This window comes from Ureibacillus terrenus (assembly GCF_006569205.1).
Classification (GTDB): Bacteria; Bacillota; Bacilli; order Bacillales_A; family Planococcaceae; genus Ureibacillus; species Ureibacillus terrenus.
Map to the genome: position 1 here is coordinate 107661 of NZ_VIGD01000004.1, position 14152 is coordinate 121812.

General features: G+C 43.5%; 17 protein-coding genes. 16 read left to right on the forward strand and 1 reads right to left on the reverse strand.

Going from position 1 to position 14152, the window contains the following annotated elements; all coding sequences use genetic code 11:
- The first annotated feature begins 1 nt into the window (after position 1).
- The 10 genes from ftsY to ylqF all read left to right on the forward strand — a co-directional run bounded on the left by ftsY (position 2) and on the right by ylqF (position 7348).
- On the forward strand, positions 2 to 1207 hold the full coding sequence (gene ftsY / locus FKZ59_RS04425; RefSeq protein ID WP_141601534.1) for a signal recognition particle-docking protein FtsY: 1206 nt from the start codon (positions 2 to 4) through the stop codon (positions 1205 to 1207).
- 178 nt (positions 1208 to 1385) lie between these two features.
- A complete protein-coding gene (locus FKZ59_RS04430) occupies positions 1386 to 1718 on the forward strand; it encodes a putative DNA-binding protein (protein ID WP_141601535.1) in 333 nt (110 codons plus the stop codon).
- Between the two features lie 12 nt (positions 1719 to 1730).
- Complete coding sequence (ffh, locus tag FKZ59_RS04435) at positions 1731 to 3092, forward strand: signal recognition particle protein (RefSeq protein ID WP_141601536.1); 1362 nt, start codon at positions 1731 to 1733, stop codon at positions 3090 to 3092.
- A 101-nt stretch (positions 3093 to 3193) separates the two neighbouring features.
- Positions 3194 to 3472 carry a 30S ribosomal protein S16 gene (gene rpsP, locus FKZ59_RS04440; protein ID WP_141601537.1) on the forward strand — a complete coding sequence of 93 codons (279 nt, stop codon included), beginning with the start codon at positions 3194 to 3196 and terminating at the stop codon, positions 3470 to 3472.
- A 25-nt stretch (positions 3473 to 3497) separates the two neighbouring features.
- Positions 3498 to 3728, forward strand: coding sequence for a KH domain-containing protein (locus FKZ59_RS04445; RefSeq protein WP_141601538.1), 231 nt, complete (start codon positions 3498 to 3500; stop codon positions 3726 to 3728).
- Between the two features lie 233 nt (positions 3729 to 3961).
- A complete protein-coding gene (gene rimM / locus FKZ59_RS04450) occupies positions 3962 to 4483 on the forward strand; it encodes a ribosome maturation factor RimM (protein ID WP_141601539.1) in 522 nt (173 codons plus the stop codon).
- The gene (gene trmD / locus FKZ59_RS04455) at positions 4480 to 5220 is read left to right on the forward strand and encodes a tRNA (guanosine(37)-N1)-methyltransferase TrmD (protein ID WP_141601540.1); all 741 of its coding nucleotides are present in this window, start codon (positions 4480 to 4482) and stop codon (positions 5218 to 5220) included. Before rimM ends, trmD begins: the two co-directional genes overlap by 4 nt.
- 180 nt (positions 5221 to 5400) lie before the next feature.
- Positions 5401 to 5745, forward strand: coding sequence for a 50S ribosomal protein L19 (gene rplS, locus FKZ59_RS04460; protein WP_141601541.1), 345 nt, complete (start codon positions 5401 to 5403; stop codon positions 5743 to 5745).
- A gap of 108 nt (positions 5746 to 5853) precedes the next feature.
- On the forward strand, positions 5854 to 6417 hold the full coding sequence (gene lepB / locus FKZ59_RS04465; RefSeq protein WP_141601542.1) for a signal peptidase I: 564 nt from the start codon (positions 5854 to 5856) through the stop codon (positions 6415 to 6417).
- A 52-nt stretch (positions 6418 to 6469) separates the two neighbouring features.
- Positions 6470 to 7348, forward strand: a complete 879-nt coding sequence (gene ylqF, locus FKZ59_RS04470; protein WP_141601543.1) for a ribosome biogenesis GTPase YlqF — start codon at positions 6470 to 6472, stop codon at positions 7346 to 7348.
- Between the two features lie 54 nt (positions 7349 to 7402).
- On the opposite strand, the gene FKZ59_RS04475 is transcribed toward ylqF, so the two are convergent.
- Positions 7403 to 7894, reverse strand: coding sequence for a PCYCGC motif-containing (lipo)protein (locus tag FKZ59_RS04475; protein WP_141601544.1), 492 nt, complete (start codon positions 7892 to 7894; stop codon positions 7403 to 7405).
- Positions 7895 to 8040: 146 nt separating this feature from the next.
- Here FKZ59_RS04475 and FKZ59_RS04480 point away from each other — a divergent pair, with 146 nt between their 5' ends.
- From FKZ59_RS04480 to dprA, 6 genes are all read left to right on the forward strand, one after another.
- The gene (locus FKZ59_RS04480; RefSeq protein ID WP_141601545.1) at positions 8041 to 8820 is read left to right on the forward strand and encodes a ribonuclease HII; all 780 of its coding nucleotides are present in this window, start codon (positions 8041 to 8043) and stop codon (positions 8818 to 8820) included.
- Positions 8817 to 10661, forward strand: a complete 1845-nt coding sequence (locus FKZ59_RS04485) for a hypothetical protein (RefSeq protein ID WP_141601546.1) — start codon at positions 8817 to 8819, stop codon at positions 10659 to 10661. The genes FKZ59_RS04480 and FKZ59_RS04485 overlap by 4 nt, the downstream gene beginning before the upstream one ends.
- Entirely contained in the window at positions 10658 to 10930 is a 273-nt protein-coding gene (locus FKZ59_RS04490; RefSeq protein ID WP_141601547.1) for an EscU/YscU/HrcU family type III secretion system export apparatus switch protein, read from the forward strand. The genes FKZ59_RS04485 and FKZ59_RS04490 overlap by 4 nt, the downstream gene beginning before the upstream one ends.
- Before the next feature lie 172 nt (positions 10931 to 11102).
- Positions 11103 to 12263, forward strand: a complete 1161-nt coding sequence (gene sucC / locus FKZ59_RS04495) for an ADP-forming succinate--CoA ligase subunit beta (protein WP_141601548.1) — start codon at positions 11103 to 11105, stop codon at positions 12261 to 12263.
- A gap of 18 nt (positions 12264 to 12281) precedes the next feature.
- Positions 12282 to 13184 (forward strand): succinate--CoA ligase subunit alpha, encoded by a 903-nt coding sequence (gene sucD, locus FKZ59_RS04500; protein WP_141601549.1) that lies wholly within the window; start codon positions 12282 to 12284, stop codon positions 13182 to 13184.
- Positions 13185 to 13233: 49 nt separating this feature from the next.
- A complete protein-coding gene (gene dprA / locus FKZ59_RS04505; protein WP_141601550.1) occupies positions 13234 to 14139 on the forward strand; it encodes a DNA-processing protein DprA in 906 nt (301 codons plus the stop codon).
- Positions 14140 to 14152 lie beyond the last annotated feature (13 nt).

A 14152-nucleotide genomic window follows, 5' to 3' on the forward strand; every position in this document is an offset into this window, starting at 1 on the left:
GATGAGCTTTTTTAAACGATTGAAGGAAAAGTTAAGCGGCAAATCCGAAGAACAATTGCAACAAGAAACGGCAGAGGAAACTGCAGAACAGCCGGAAGTCGAGGACAGCGAAGCTCCAAGTGAGCAGGCAGGAGGCGAATTGGTAGAAAACGTGCAAGAAAACACGCATGCTGAAGAGCCTGAAGCGGAAGCAGCGTCCGAAGAGAAACACAATGAAGCGGAAATAACTCCGGAAAAGAAACCTTCCGCCTGGTCGATCACCCAAAAATTTAAAATGGGCCTTGCGAAAACCCGCGATACCTTTACTTCAAAGGTCACTGATTTGATAGCCCGCTATCGGAAAGTCGATGAAGAATTTTTTGAAGAATTGGAAGAAATTTTATTGCAGGCCGATGTCGGTTTCGAAACGGTGATGGAATTGATCGACGAACTGCGCTTTGAAGTGCAGCGGAGAAACATAAAAGAAACCGACGGCCTTTATGTAGTCATCTGCGAAAAACTGGTCGAAATCTATGAAAAAGGCGAGGAAGGCATTTCTGAATTGAATTTGCAGCCTGATGGAGAATTGACGGTCATTCTATTTGTCGGAGTCAATGGCGTCGGAAAAACGACGACCATCGGGAAACTTGCCCACCGCCTGAAAAAACAAGGAAAAACGGTTATGCTGGCAGCCGGCGATACGTTCCGTGCAGGTGCCATTGAACAGCTTCAAGTCTGGGGAGACCGGGTAGGCTGCGAAGTGATCAAGCAGGCGGAAGGATCTGATCCTGCCGCAGTCATTTATGATGCCATCAATGCTGCGAAAAAGCGCGGCGCTGACGTATTGATCTGCGATACAGCCGGCCGTTTGCAAAATAAAGTGAACTTGATGAAAGAATTGGAAAAAATTCATCGCGTGATTTCCCGTGAAATTCCAAATGCTCCCCATGAAGTGCTGCTTGTCCTTGATGCGACAACAGGCCAGAATGCCTTAATTCAGGCCCAGACATTTAAAGAAGCGACAAATGTAACGGGAATCGTGCTGACAAAATTGGACGGCACGGCAAAAGGCGGTATCGTGCTGGCAATTCGAAACAAACTGAATATCCCGGTGAAATTTGTCGGGCTGGGCGAAAAAGTCGATGATTTGCAGCCGTTCGATCCGGAGCGTTATGTGTATGGACTGTTTGCCGATTCGTTGGACAAACAATTGGATAAAGCGGAATGATGGAAAAACGATCATCCGATTGTTGGATGATCGTTTTATTTTTTTGTGGAATACGATTATCGCTTTTCCATGATTGATAAATTCTTGAAGAATCTGTGTTGTTAAAGGAAATTTACTTGACACGTATACACAAAACCGATATGATACAGTAGAAAAACCATGATTGGAGAGGCATTCGATGTTACTTGAAAAGACGACGCGGATGAATTTTCTCTTCGACTTTTATCAAGCTTTGTTAACGGATAAACAGCGCACATATATGGAGCTTTATTATTTAGATGATCTTTCTCTGGGAGAAATTGCTGAAACCTATAAAGTGTCCCGGCAAGCCGTATATGACAATATCCGCCGCACAGAGGCAATGCTTGAAGAATATGAAGAAAAACTGAAATTGTTTGAAAAATTTCAAAAGCGTCAACAGACGATCGAAAAGCTGGAAACAGCCATTAAAGAAAAAGCGCCTGTAGAGGAACAATTGCAATTGATCGATCAATTAAAAGAAACGGATTAGGAGGCGAAAAGTTTGGCATTCGAAGGATTATCTGAGCGACTCCAAAGCACAATCCAAAAAATCAAAGGCAAAGGAAAAGTTACGGAAGCGGACGTAAAGCAAATGATGCGGGAAGTGCGTCTTGCCCTCATCGAAGCCGACGTCAACTTAAAAGTCGTAAAAGACTTTGTCAAACGGGTCAGCGAGCGGGCGGTCGGCGCCGAAGTCATGAAAAGTTTAACACCCGGCCAGCAAGTCATTAAGATTGTAAAAGATGAATTGACGGAATTGATGGGCGGGGAGCATAGCCAAATTAAATTCAATCCGAAGCCTCCAACAGTCATTATGATGGTCGGATTGCAAGGTGCAGGGAAAACGACGACTTCCGGAAAACTTGCAAATCTTTTAAGAAAGAAATATAATCGCAAACCGCTTCTCGTTGCTGCGGACGTCTACCGTCCTGCCGCCATCAAACAATTGGAAACTTTAGGGAAACAGTTGGCAATTCCGGTGTTTTCCCTCGGGACGGATGTTTCTCCGGTAAAGATTGCGGAAGAAGCCATCGAACACGCAAAAAAAGAACATTATGACGTGGTCATTATCGATACAGCCGGCCGGTTGCATATCGACGAAGAATTGATGGATGAGCTGAAAAATATCCGTGCCATCAAAGAGCCGGACGAAGTATTTTTGGTGGTTGACGCCATGACCGGACAAGATGCGGTCAATGTTGCGCAAAGCTTCAACGAGGCCATTGGCATTACAGGCGTGATTTTGACAAAATTGGATGGCGATACGCGCGGCGGTGCGGCATTATCGATCCGAGCCGTTACGGAGAAGCCGATCAAGTTCGTCGGGATGGGAGAAAAAATGGATGCTCTGGAACCTTTCCATCCGGAACGCATGGCTTCCCGGATTTTAGGAATGGGTGACGTCCTATCCTTAATCGAGAAGGCGCAGGCGACCGTCGATGCGGAAAAAGCGAAAGAGCTTGAAGAAAAATTCAAAACACAAAATTTCACCTTTGATGATTTTGTGGATCAACTTAAAGCCGTCCGAAAAATGGGGCCTCTGGAAGATATTTTGAAGATGCTTCCGGGGTTTAACAAAATCAAAGGGCTGAACAATATCCAAATCGATGAAAAGCAGATCGACCGGCTTGAGGCCATCGTTTATTCGATGACGCCGGAAGAAAGGGCGCATCCGGAAATTATCAATGCCAGCCGCAAAAAGCGGATTGCCAAAGGTTCCGGCACGTCCATTCAGGACGTCAACCGGCTATTGAAACAATTCGAAGATATGAAGAAAATGATGAAGCAAATGATGTCCATGACGCAGGGAAAAGGCAAAAAGAAAATGAAAATTCCAGGCCTCGATTCATTTTTTAAATTTTAATAAAGAAAACCATGATCTGTTAAGAAAAAACACTTTACAAACAAATAAAACACTGTTATTATTCTATCTTGTGTAAAACTAATTCGGAGGTGCAAAATTCAATGGCAGTAAAAATTCGTTTAAAACGCATGGGAGCTAAAAAATCCCCTTTTTATCGCATCGTAGTTGCTGATTCTCGTTCACCACGCGATGGACGTTCAATTGAAACAGTCGGCTATTACAATCCATTAACTGTACCGGCAACAGTACAAATCGATGAAGAAAAAGCGCTTAAATGGTTGGCAAATGGCGCGAAACCATCTGATACTGTTCGCAACTTGTTCTCTCAGCAAGGCATTTTGGAGAAATTCCATAACTTAAAATTCAACAAAAAAGCTTAATTGAATCATTTTCGGGGGTGTCCGCATGCAAAAGCTGATTGAAGCAATTGTAAAACCGCTAGTTGATTATCCGGAAGACGTTCGCGTCGAAATTGATGAAAATACTAGTCGCATTGTTTATAAGCTTTCTGTAAACCCTGCCGATCGGGGAAAAGTGATCGGCAAACATGGTCGTGTTGCGAAAGCGATTCGGACGATTGTCAATTCTGCAAGCGGTCACCACAAGAAAAAAACATTTGTCGATATATTGGATTAATGCAAAAAGGGGCTATTTCAGCCCCTTTTTTATTCATGCCGCAAGGGTTTCAAATTGAAATTCTTTACTTTATGAAGCCCAAAGTTGCTAAAATGGACGAAGGGAGTTTCATTTCTTGGTGCCCCCATTCATGAAACGGGGACGGAGACCTCAAAATAAATCATGTCCCATCGAAAGTTGAACCTGCAAACAAAGCAATTGGAGGAATACTCAATAAAGAGGTGATTCATCGAATGGAATGGTTAAATGTGGGTCGCATTGTCAATACCCATGGCATCCGAGGGGAAGTAAGGGTTATCTCATCCACCGACTTTGAAGACATCCGTTTTAAAAAAGGTTCAAAACTGGCGATTTTTAAAAGCGATCATGCGGAACCGATTTGGGTAACGGTCGAAAATGCCCGAAGACATAAAAATTTTGTTTTACTCACTTTCGAAGGATACGATAACATTAACCTTGTAGAGCAATTTAAAAACAGCGTGCTGAAAATTTCGAAAGACCAATTGAGTGAAGATGAATTGGACGAGCATGAATATTATTATTTTGAAATCATCGGCTGCCAAGTGTACTCGGAAGAGGGTGAGCACTTGGGGGAAATAACGCACATTTACGAAACGGGCGCAAACGACGTTTGGGAGATGAAAGACCGAAAAGGAAAAAAACATTATATCCCCTATATTGAAGACGTCGTAAAAGAGATTGATGTGGACAATAAACGCATAACCATTCATGTGATGGAAGGATTATTATCATGAAAATACATGTGCTTACGTTATTTCCGGAAATGTTTCCGGGAGTATTCGGTTCATCCATCTTAAAAAAAGCCCAGGAAAAGGGGCTCGTTGATATTCAAGTTTGGAATATCCGGGATTTTAGCGACAACAAACATAAGCAAGTGGACGATTATCCGTATGGCGGAGGAGCGGGCATGGTGTTGAAGCCCGAGCCGATTTTCCGCGCCGTCGAAACGATCACCCAGGATCGCCACCCCCGGATCATTTTGATGTGCCCACAGGGGGAGCGGTTCACTCAGGCCAGAGCGGAAGAGCTGTCCAAAGAAGAAGAACTTGTCTTTATTTGCGGCCATTACGAAGGATATGATGAGCGCATTCGTGAATATCTGGTTACTGATGAAATCTCCATCGGCGATTTTGTGCTGACCGGCGGAGAAATTCCCGCCATGGCGGTCATCGATGCGGTTGTCCGTTTAATTCCGGGGGTATTGGGGCAAGAAGCTTCCCACATTCACGATTCCTTTTCCACGGGACTATTGGAATACCCGCATTATACAAGACCGCAGGATTTCAGGGGCATGAAGGTTCCTGATGTATTATTGTCCGGCAACCATAAAAAAATCGAAGAATGGCGCATGGAACAATCATTGAAGCGCACCTTTGAACGGAGACCGGATTTATTGGAAAAAATGGAGCTTACTCCAAAGCAAAAGGAATTCATCGAATCTCTGAAAAAGAAAAAGGAAACACATCAATAAAAGTAATCCGAAGAAAGCGCCCTCTTATCAGAGGGGTTGGAATTGATTTGGATTTTTGTTGCGCGTCAATATATTTTATGATATTATTCTTTTTGTGCTTCATTCGGAAGCGATCATTACGATGTTCCGCTGTAGTTAATTGAGAACTATATGAACATTCGATATAAGGGGAGAAAAAAGATGTCAGATATTATTCGTGAAATTACAAAAGAACAACTTCGCACTGATCTTCCTGAATTCCGTCCTGGTGATACTGTTCGTGTGCATGTGAAAATCCAAGAAGGTAACCGCGAACGTATCCAGGCATTCGAAGGCGTTGTGATTAAACGCCGCGGCGGCGGAATTAGCGAAACTTTTACTGTTCGCAAAGTTTCTTATGGTGTAGGTGTAGAACGTACGTTCCCTGTACATTCACCAAAAATCGCAAAATTGGAAGTTGTTCGCCGTGGTAAAGTACGTCGTGCAAAACTTTACTACTTGCGTCAATTGCACGGTAAAGCAGCACGCATCAAAGAAATTCGATAATTTTTCTTCGGAAGGGGGCTTTGTCTTAAAAAGCCTCCTTTCTTTTGCTTGTCATACAGTATAAAAATGGAATAAAATGTTGATAGTAGATTTGGAGGGAACGTTTTCGTGGATAAAAAGAAAAAAGAAAAAAACGAGGTTTGGGAATGGACGAAGGCGTTAGTCATTGCCCTTCTTATTGCTGTGGTGGTCCGCTACTTTTTATTTACGCCCATCGTAGTGGACGGAGAGTCCATGATGCCGACATTAAAAGATGGGGACAAGATGATTGTCAATAAAATCGGCTATCGTTTTGGTGAACCGAAGCGTTTTGATATCGTCGTTTTCCATGCTCCTGAAGGGAAAGATTATATTAAGAGAGTCATCGGTTTGCCCGGGGAGCATATTGAATATAAAGATGATCAGCTCTATATCAATGGAGAACCGGTTGATGAACCTTATTTGGATGAATATAAATCACAGCTTACAGAAGGACAATTAACCCAGGATTTCACCCTTCAGGACATTGACCCGAACATGGACGTCATTCCTGAAGGATATGTTTTCGTCATGGGAGATAACCGGCGTTACAGCAAAGACAGCCGGCATATCGGGGTCATCAGCGAAGATGATATCATCGGCAAGACAAGCATCGTCTTTTGGCCGCTAAGCGAAATGAAAATAGTGAAATGAAGAAGGAGTATTTCGACACTCCTTTTCTTTTTGTCAAAAGGAGGAATTCACAATGACCATTCAATGGTTTCCGGGACATATGGCGAAAGCGAAGAGGCAAGTTCAAGAACACTTAAAACTGGTCGATATTGTTTTTGAACTGGTGGATGCCCGGCTCCCGCTTTCTTCGCGAAATCCGATGATTGATGAAGTCATTAACCAAAAACCTCGAATTATCATTTTGAATAAAGCGGATATGGCGGATGACGAAGAAACAAAAAAGTGGGTGGAATATTTTGAAAATCAAGGGTTCAAAGCGGTTGCCATCAACTCGTTCAAAGGAAAAGGGCTGCAACAGATCACAAAAGCCGCCCAAGACATTTTGGCCGATAAATGGGCCCGCATGAAGGCGAAAGGGATGAAACATCGTCCAATCCGCGCGATGATTGTGGGAATACCGAACGTAGGCAAATCGACATTAATCAATCGATTTGCCAAAAAAAATGTTGCAAAGACCGGGAATACGCCTGGTGTGACGAAAGCGCAGCAATGGGTGAAGGTTGGGAAAGAATTGGAACTTTTGGACACCCCGGGGATTTTATGGCCGAAATTTGAGGATCCGGAAGTGGGATTGAAGCTGGCGTTAACAGGAGCCATCAAAGACGCCATCATTCATATGGATGATTTGGCGGTATATGCGTTGAAGTTCCTGTCGGCCCATTACCCGGATCGGATGCATGAACGTTATGGAATTCACGAAATCGATGAAGAGGATATTGTGAAAGCATTCGACCATATCGGTAAATTGCGCAATGTATTGGGGGCCGGAGGGGAAATCGATTATGACCGGGTAGCGGAGCTGATTGTCCGCGATATCCGGAATTTGGAATTAGGAAAACTTACTTTTGACTTCGTGGAAGAAGAACTGGAAAAGGAAACGGTTCAAAGTTGATAAAAAACGCCATCCAAAGGTTTCTGAATAGAAACTTAATGGATGGTGTTTTTTTTATGCGGGCATTTCTGTTGGTGTCGGTGTTGAATAACCCTCTTTATATTTTTCATCAATATAGTTGCGGATTTCTTTAAGGGATCTTCCTTCTTTTGAAAGTTTGGCGGCTTCGACCGCGATTTCCATGCAAACGTTGCAGCGCGTTCCATGATCATCCCATAGCACTTCTTCATCGCGAATTTCTGCCACGAAGCAATTTAAGCTGCTGCGGTGGCCCGCCGTTTCCCCGCAACCGCAGTAACAAGGAATCCATTCCAATACATCGGCGTATTCGTACGCGATTTTGTAGACTGCCGCAATGTGTTCATCCTTTTCCTGTAAAAAAGAAGGCAATTTTCCGACAGAGGTTGATTCCTGCAAATCTCCGGATAATGGATTGTGCCGCAGATGGTTATCGTGATGAACTTCCGTTTGGCCGGATTCGCTGGATTCCCCGCTGCAAGCCGACAGCAAAAGAGCAAAAACGAACAATATGTATAATTTTTTCATTTCTTTTCCTCCAAAATGCATTTCCCCCCTCATTATAAAATGAATTTATGGTAAAGTACAACAAGAGCGGATTAACTGTAAAACTAATAAGCTATCGAATCATACCGATATAAAATAAAAAAATGTCGTGAGGAGTACCGGTTTTTATGAAAACAATCAAAGAAATAACAGAGGCATTAAAAAGAGCGACGGCCTATGAGCCATGGATGCAGGAACTTGAAAAGGACGGACGGGCCAGTGTTCAAAAGGCTTTGCGGCAGTTTCAAAAACGATTGGAGAAACAGGAAAAATTGTTTGAACAATTCCGCCAAAAACAGGCTTTTGATGCAAGTTTTCTTCCATTTGAAGGTGCATACTTGGCGGGAGTGGATGAAGCGGGGAGAGGCCCTCTTGCCGGACCGGTCGTTACATGCGCGGTCATTTTGCCAAAGGATTGCCCCGAACTTATTGGCATAAACGATTCAAAACAGCTGTCCAAAAAGAAACGCGCCGAATTGGCGGAATTGATCAAGAAGCATGCACTTGCTTACTCCATCCATTTTCAAAGTGCGAAAAAGATCGATGAACTAAATATTTTGGAAGCGACGAGACAATCAATGAAAATATGCATCGAAAACTTAAAAATTCGGCCGGATATATGCCTTGTCGATGCGGTTTCCATTCCAATCGGAATTCCTCAGGAAAGCATTGTAAAAGGGGATGCGAAAAGTCTTGCAATCGGGGCGGCTTCAATCCTTGCAAAACATGAGAGGGATTTATATATGGAAGAATTACATACCCAATACCCGCAATACGGATTCGACCAAAACGCGGGATATGGAACAAAACAACATTTGGAAGCCATTGAACGGTTCGGACCGACCGTTCATCACCGCAAAACCTTTGAACCGATCAAATCCATGCTGGAGAAGAAGGTGATGCTATGACCATCCCTTCTTTCGAGCCGGTTCAATATCAAAAATTGCCTGCCCCAAAAAGCCCCCTGCTATTGAAAAATGGCCAAATATTTTACGGAAAAGTGAATCAGATCTTTCCGAATCAAACAGCGGAAATCCAAATTGGAGGGCATCGGCTATTAGCCAAGCTGGAGATGCCCTTGAAGGCGGGAGATTCTCATTTTTTCCAAGTGACAAGCATCAACCCCCAAATGGAGTTGAAGATCGTTTCCGGACCAATCAGGAAAGAATCAGCGAATATCCAACAATTGATGGAATCTTTGAAATTGCCGAAGTCCCGGGAGATGCAGCAGGTGTTGTCCTATTTTATAAAAAATCAACTTCCGATTTCGAAGGAACAATTGCTGCTTTCGGAAAATTGGTTAAAAAACTTGCCGGACGGGTTTTCCGGCAAAGAGGCATTGCAGGTATTGGGAAAACTTTCGGATTTGAAAATCCCTTTTACGGAAGAAACGTTTAAAGCGCTTCTTTTTGGTTCCAAAACAACTGGCATCGCCCATGCGCTTGAACAATTTGCCCAAATGGTGCAAAACAATGGCCAAGTATCACCTCAAGTAAAAAGTAATTTATTAAATGTCCTTCAATCTATAGCTCAACCATTTGAAGCGGAAACAGCGGGCCTGTTGGTCGCCCGCTCTGTACATACCCTTCTGGAAAGGCCGGAGCAAGGGGCGAAACAACAAGAAGCGCTGAATTTGTTAAAAGAGGCGAATATATTGCCGAAAGAGGCGACATTAAGAAATTGGCTGAATCATCTTCGATTATCTTCCGGAAATGGAACGGCAGGAAGCTTTTTGCAACTCATTAAACAGGACCAAGCTGCCGGGGAAAATGTCCGTCAATTTTTCCAATGGATAGAAAATGAGCCGTCTTTATCGGAACAACAAAAAAGCGAAATCCTTCAATTCATGAAATCTTACGATGACACAACCAAAATTGAAGGATTGGTACAGCGGCTTCATGTTTTCCTGTTAAAAGCCTATTCGGAACAAACAATCAACCGGCCATTCGTCCATGAAAACGCCATATCGCCGAAAGAACATTTATTGTCACTATTAAAATCGGAACTTTCCTACCAGCCCGAAACAGAACTAAGGAATATCGCGAAGATTTTGGTGAGTTCTAAGAATCAAGCGATCAATATGATGATGGCGGAATCGGAAGCGATGCTTCTCGATAAATTGAACGGCCAAGGATTCCAAAAAGCGATTTGGCACGTTCTAAAAAGCCTGGGATTAAGCTATGAAGCCGCATTGAACAGAAACACTGCTGCGCCAGACCTGATACAGCCGTTGAAACCCCTGTTAGTGGCTTTGGTACAGGACAATTCCGCCCCGATGGAATTAAAGACGGGGGCAGAGGCGCTGCTGGCCAGGCTGAATGGCATGCAGCTGCTGTCGGGGGAGATGGACCATCAGCACCAAATCATTATGCAAATTCCAATGCAATTTTTAGGAAAACAAGTGGAAGCGACGGTTCAATGGAACGGCAGAATGAAAAAAGACGGAAAAATCGATTCCGACTATGCTCGGATTTTGTTTTATTTGAATATGGAAGCATTAAATGAAACCGTCATTGACATGCAAGTTCAAAACCGAATCGTGACGATTTATGTGTACAATGACAAGGATGGATTGGAAGTGCTTAGCGAGCCGTTGAAAAAATCGTTAAAGGCGGCGCTGGAAGAGAAGAATTATCATTTGTCCGGCCTCATGTTCAAACCATTTGAAAAAAATGAAAGCGGTCCATTCATAAAGGAAAAAAGCCATGATCACAAGACTCTGAAAAGGGGAGTGGACATCCGCATATGACAGAGAAAAGAATGGAAGCCGTCGCCCTTTCATACCATCCGGAAGATGCCAGTCCGAAAGTCATTGCAAAAGGAAAAGGGAAAATCGCGGAAAATATCCTCCAAGTAGCCGAAAAGCATCATATCCCTGTCTATGAAGATCCCAATCTGTTGGAATTGCTGGGACAACTGGATTTGAACGAATCCATCCCTCCGGATTTATATGAAGCCGTGGCGGAGGTGTTTGCTTTTATTTATCGTTTGGACCGCCGCATTCAATCCAAGCGTTAGGAGAATATAATCAAAATTTTAATAGTATAAAAGACTGTATGTAACGAAGTAGAATAAATTGTCGAAATCGACTAAAAAATCGCAAAAAATGCGAACATAGACAATGGGTATGTGTTTGATTAAAATAGTAATCGTAAGAATTTTCCCAAATTGGTGAATTGGAGGATGGCAAATGAATATCCATGAATATCAGGGTAAGGAAATACTGAGAAATTATGGAGTGGCAGTTCCAAAAGGAAAAGTGGCATTTTCGCCTGATGAAGCGGTGAAAGTGGCAAAGGAACTCGGTTCGACCATTACGGTAGTAAAAGCGCAAATCCATGCCGGGGGACGTGGAAAAGCCGGCGGTGTAAAAGTTGCAAAAAACTTGGATGAAGTGCGCGCTTATGCAAAAGAGCTGCTGGGGAAAGTATTGGTAACGAAGCAAACAGGCCCTCAAGGAAAAGAGGTAAAGCGGCTATATATTGAAGAAGGATGCGAAATCAAAAAAGAGTATTATTTAAGTTTCATATTGGACCGTTCCACTTCCCGGATCACGGTGATGGGTTCTCCTGAAGGCGGAATGGATATCGAAGAGGTGGCCGAAAAATCGCCGGAAAAAATATTCAGGGAAGTGATTGATCCATTAACTGGCCTGATGCCTTTTCAAGCGAGAAGATTGGCGTTGAATATGGAAATCCCTACAAATTTAGTAAATCAGGCAGCTAAACTAATGATTGGTCTATATACGGCTTTTGTCGAAAAAGACGCTTCTATCCTTGAAATCAATCCCCTTGTATTGACAGAAGACGACAGAATCATGGCGCTGGACGCGAAATTCAATTTTGATGCAAACGCCCTTTATCGCCACCCGGATATTGTCGAACTGCGCGATTTCGATGAAGAAGATCCAAAGGAAATTCAAGCATCCAAATACGATTTGAACTACGTTTCCCTCGACGGAAATATTGGATGCCTTGTAAATGGCGCGGGTCTTGCAATGGCGACAATGGATACAATCAGCTATTACGGCGGCTCTCCAGCCAATTTCTTGGATGTGGGCGGCGGAGCCAATACGGAGAAGGTCACAGAGGCATTTAAAATCATCCTTTCCGATCCAAATGTAAAAGGCATTTTCGTCAACATTTTCGGCGGCATTATGAAATGCGATGTCATTGCCGAAGGGGTTGTTGCGGCAGCGAAGGAAGTCGGACTCAACGTTCCGCTGGTTGTCCGGTTGGAAGGGACGAACGCCAAGCGGGGAAAACAGATTTTAAATGAATCCGGTTTGAATATTATAGGTACCACTTCAATGGCTGAAGGCGCACAAAAAATCATAGAACTAGTAAAGTAAGAAAGGCTGGGGAGTAGAATGGCGATTTACGTAAATAAAGATACGAAAGTCATTGTTCAAGGCATAACTGGGGATACAGCGATATTCCATACGAAACAAATGCTGGAGTATGGTACGAAAATCGTTGCAGGTGTAACACCTGGCAAAGGGGGACAGGTTGTGGAAGGAGTCCCTGTCTTCAATACGGTAAAAGAGGCAAAAGAAGCGACAGGTGCCAATGCTTCCGTTATTTTCGTCCCTGCTCCGTTTGCCGCTGATGCCATTATGGAAGCGGTGGAAGCGGAATTGGAATTTACATGTTGTATCACTGAACATATTCCGGTGCTCGATATGGTAAAAGTCAAACGTTACATGGAAGGAAAGAAAACGCGGCTGTTGGGGCCAAACTGTCCCGGAATTGTGACGGCGGAAGAATGCAAAATCGGAATCATGCCAGGATATATTTTGAGAAAAGGTCATGTGGGAGTCGTTTCCCGCTCCGGTACATTGACATATGAAGCCGTGCTCCAGTTGACACAAGCGGGAATCGGACAAACAACGGCCGTAGGAATTGGCGGAGACCCGGTAAACGGGACAAATTTTGTGGATGTGCTGAAAGAATTCAATGAAGATCCGGAAACATATGCCATTGTCATGATTGGGGAAATCGGAGGTACAGCCGAAGAAGAAGCGGCCGCATGGATTAAAGAGAATATGACAAAGCCGGTTGTCGGATTTATCGCCGGCCAAACGGCACCTCCAGGAAAGCGGATGGGACATGCCGGTGCGATCATTTCAGGAGGCAAAGGAACAGCGAAAGAAAAAATCAAGGCGATGAATGATGCGGGAATAGAAGTTGCCCCTACCCCTTCCGTTATTGGAGAAACGTTAATTAAAGTATTAAAAGAAAAAGGTCTATACGAAAAATGTAAAACCTTGTAATATAAAAAGTGTAGCGCCGTTGTGCGTTACACTTTTTCATTTCAGCCGAATGAGAAGAAAAAGGAGTGGTTCAGTGGGCTCATTTTCATTAAACGAGCTGCTAGCCCTCCACTATGTTTATCCCCTTCCATTAAATAAGTTCAACAAATTATTAAAGGAAATTCCCTCCCTTCGCGACCTTCACGTTCTATCGCCTGCAAAATTGGAAACCATTCTACAAATCTCTGCAGAAAACGCCGAAAAAATCATAACCAATTATAAAAGGTTATTAAAGAATAATTTATGCGCCGCATATAATCAAGAAGGAATACACGTCATCCCATTCACGGATTCCAATTATCCCCGCTCTTTATTTTCACTGGTTGATCCCCCGACGGTTTTGTATGCGAAAGGGGATGTGTCTTTACTAAAGAAACGGAAAATTGCCATTATCGGTTCAAGAATGGCGACCGGCTATACATGGAAGGCGCTGGAGGCGATCGTTCCGCCATTGATTGAAAACGATTTTCTGATTGTCAGCGGATTGGCAAAAGGTGCCGATGCAATGGCCCATCATGCCGCCATCCGATATGGCGGAAAAACGATCGGCATATTGGGAAACGGTTTTTTTCATATTTATCCGAAAGAGAACGAATTATTGGCGAGAGAAATGGAAAAAAATCATTTATTGATAACGGAATTTCCTCCATATGCAGGTCCAAGAAAGTGGCATTTCCCTTTGAGAAATCGTATTATTAGTGGTATTAGCGAGGCGATCGTCGTGACGGAAGCCGCCAGAAAAAGCGGCACATTAATCACTACCGATCATGCTTTGGAACATGGGAAGGAAATTTTCGTCGTTCCTGGGCCCATCGATTCAAAACTTTCCGAAGGCACGAATCAGCTTTTGAAGGAAGGAGCCATTCCGGTTTGGAGCGGGCACCAGATTTTAGATGAATTAAATTTGTTTTTTTAGGTAATATATTGAA

What these genes read in the sequence shown, in the direction of transcription:
- ftsY (WP_141601534.1), top strand. Translation starts at nt 2, where the DNA reads ATGAGCTTTTTTAAACGATTGAAGGAAAAGTTAAGCGGCAAATCCGAA.
- FKZ59_RS04430 (WP_141601535.1), top strand. Translation starts at nt 1,386, where the DNA reads ATGTTACTTGAAAAGACGACGCGGATGAATTTTCTCTTCGACTTTTAT.
- rpsP (WP_141601537.1), top strand. Translation starts at nt 3,194, where the DNA reads ATGGCAGTAAAAATTCGTTTAAAACGCATGGGAGCTAAAAAATCCCCT.
- FKZ59_RS04445 (WP_141601538.1), top strand. Translation starts at nt 3,498, where the DNA reads ATGCAAAAGCTGATTGAAGCAATTGTAAAACCGCTAGTTGATTATCCG.
- rimM (WP_141601539.1), top strand. Translation starts at nt 3,962, where the DNA reads ATGGAATGGTTAAATGTGGGTCGCATTGTCAATACCCATGGCATCCGA.
- trmD (WP_141601540.1), top strand. Translation starts at nt 4,480, where the DNA reads ATGAAAATACATGTGCTTACGTTATTTCCGGAAATGTTTCCGGGAGTA.
- rplS (WP_141601541.1), top strand. Translation starts at nt 5,401, where the DNA reads ATGTCAGATATTATTCGTGAAATTACAAAAGAACAACTTCGCACTGAT.
- ylqF (WP_141601543.1), top strand. Translation starts at nt 6,470, where the DNA reads ATGACCATTCAATGGTTTCCGGGACATATGGCGAAAGCGAAGAGGCAA.
- FKZ59_RS04475 (WP_141601544.1), bottom strand. Translation starts at nt 7,894, where the DNA reads ATGAAAAAATTATACATATTGTTCGTTTTTGCTCTTTTGCTGTCGGCT.
- FKZ59_RS04480 (WP_141601545.1), top strand. Translation starts at nt 8,041, where the DNA reads ATGAAAACAATCAAAGAAATAACAGAGGCATTAAAAAGAGCGACGGCC.
- FKZ59_RS04485 (WP_141601546.1), top strand. Translation starts at nt 8,817, where the DNA reads ATGACCATCCCTTCTTTCGAGCCGGTTCAATATCAAAAATTGCCTGCC.
- FKZ59_RS04490 (WP_141601547.1), top strand. Translation starts at nt 10,658, where the DNA reads ATGACAGAGAAAAGAATGGAAGCCGTCGCCCTTTCATACCATCCGGAA.
- sucC (WP_141601548.1), top strand. Translation starts at nt 11,103, where the DNA reads ATGAATATCCATGAATATCAGGGTAAGGAAATACTGAGAAATTATGGA.
- sucD (WP_141601549.1), top strand. Translation starts at nt 12,282, where the DNA reads ATGGCGATTTACGTAAATAAAGATACGAAAGTCATTGTTCAAGGCATA.
- dprA (WP_141601550.1), top strand. Translation starts at nt 13,234, where the DNA reads ATGAGAAGAAAAAGGAGTGGTTCAGTGGGCTCATTTTCATTAAACGAG.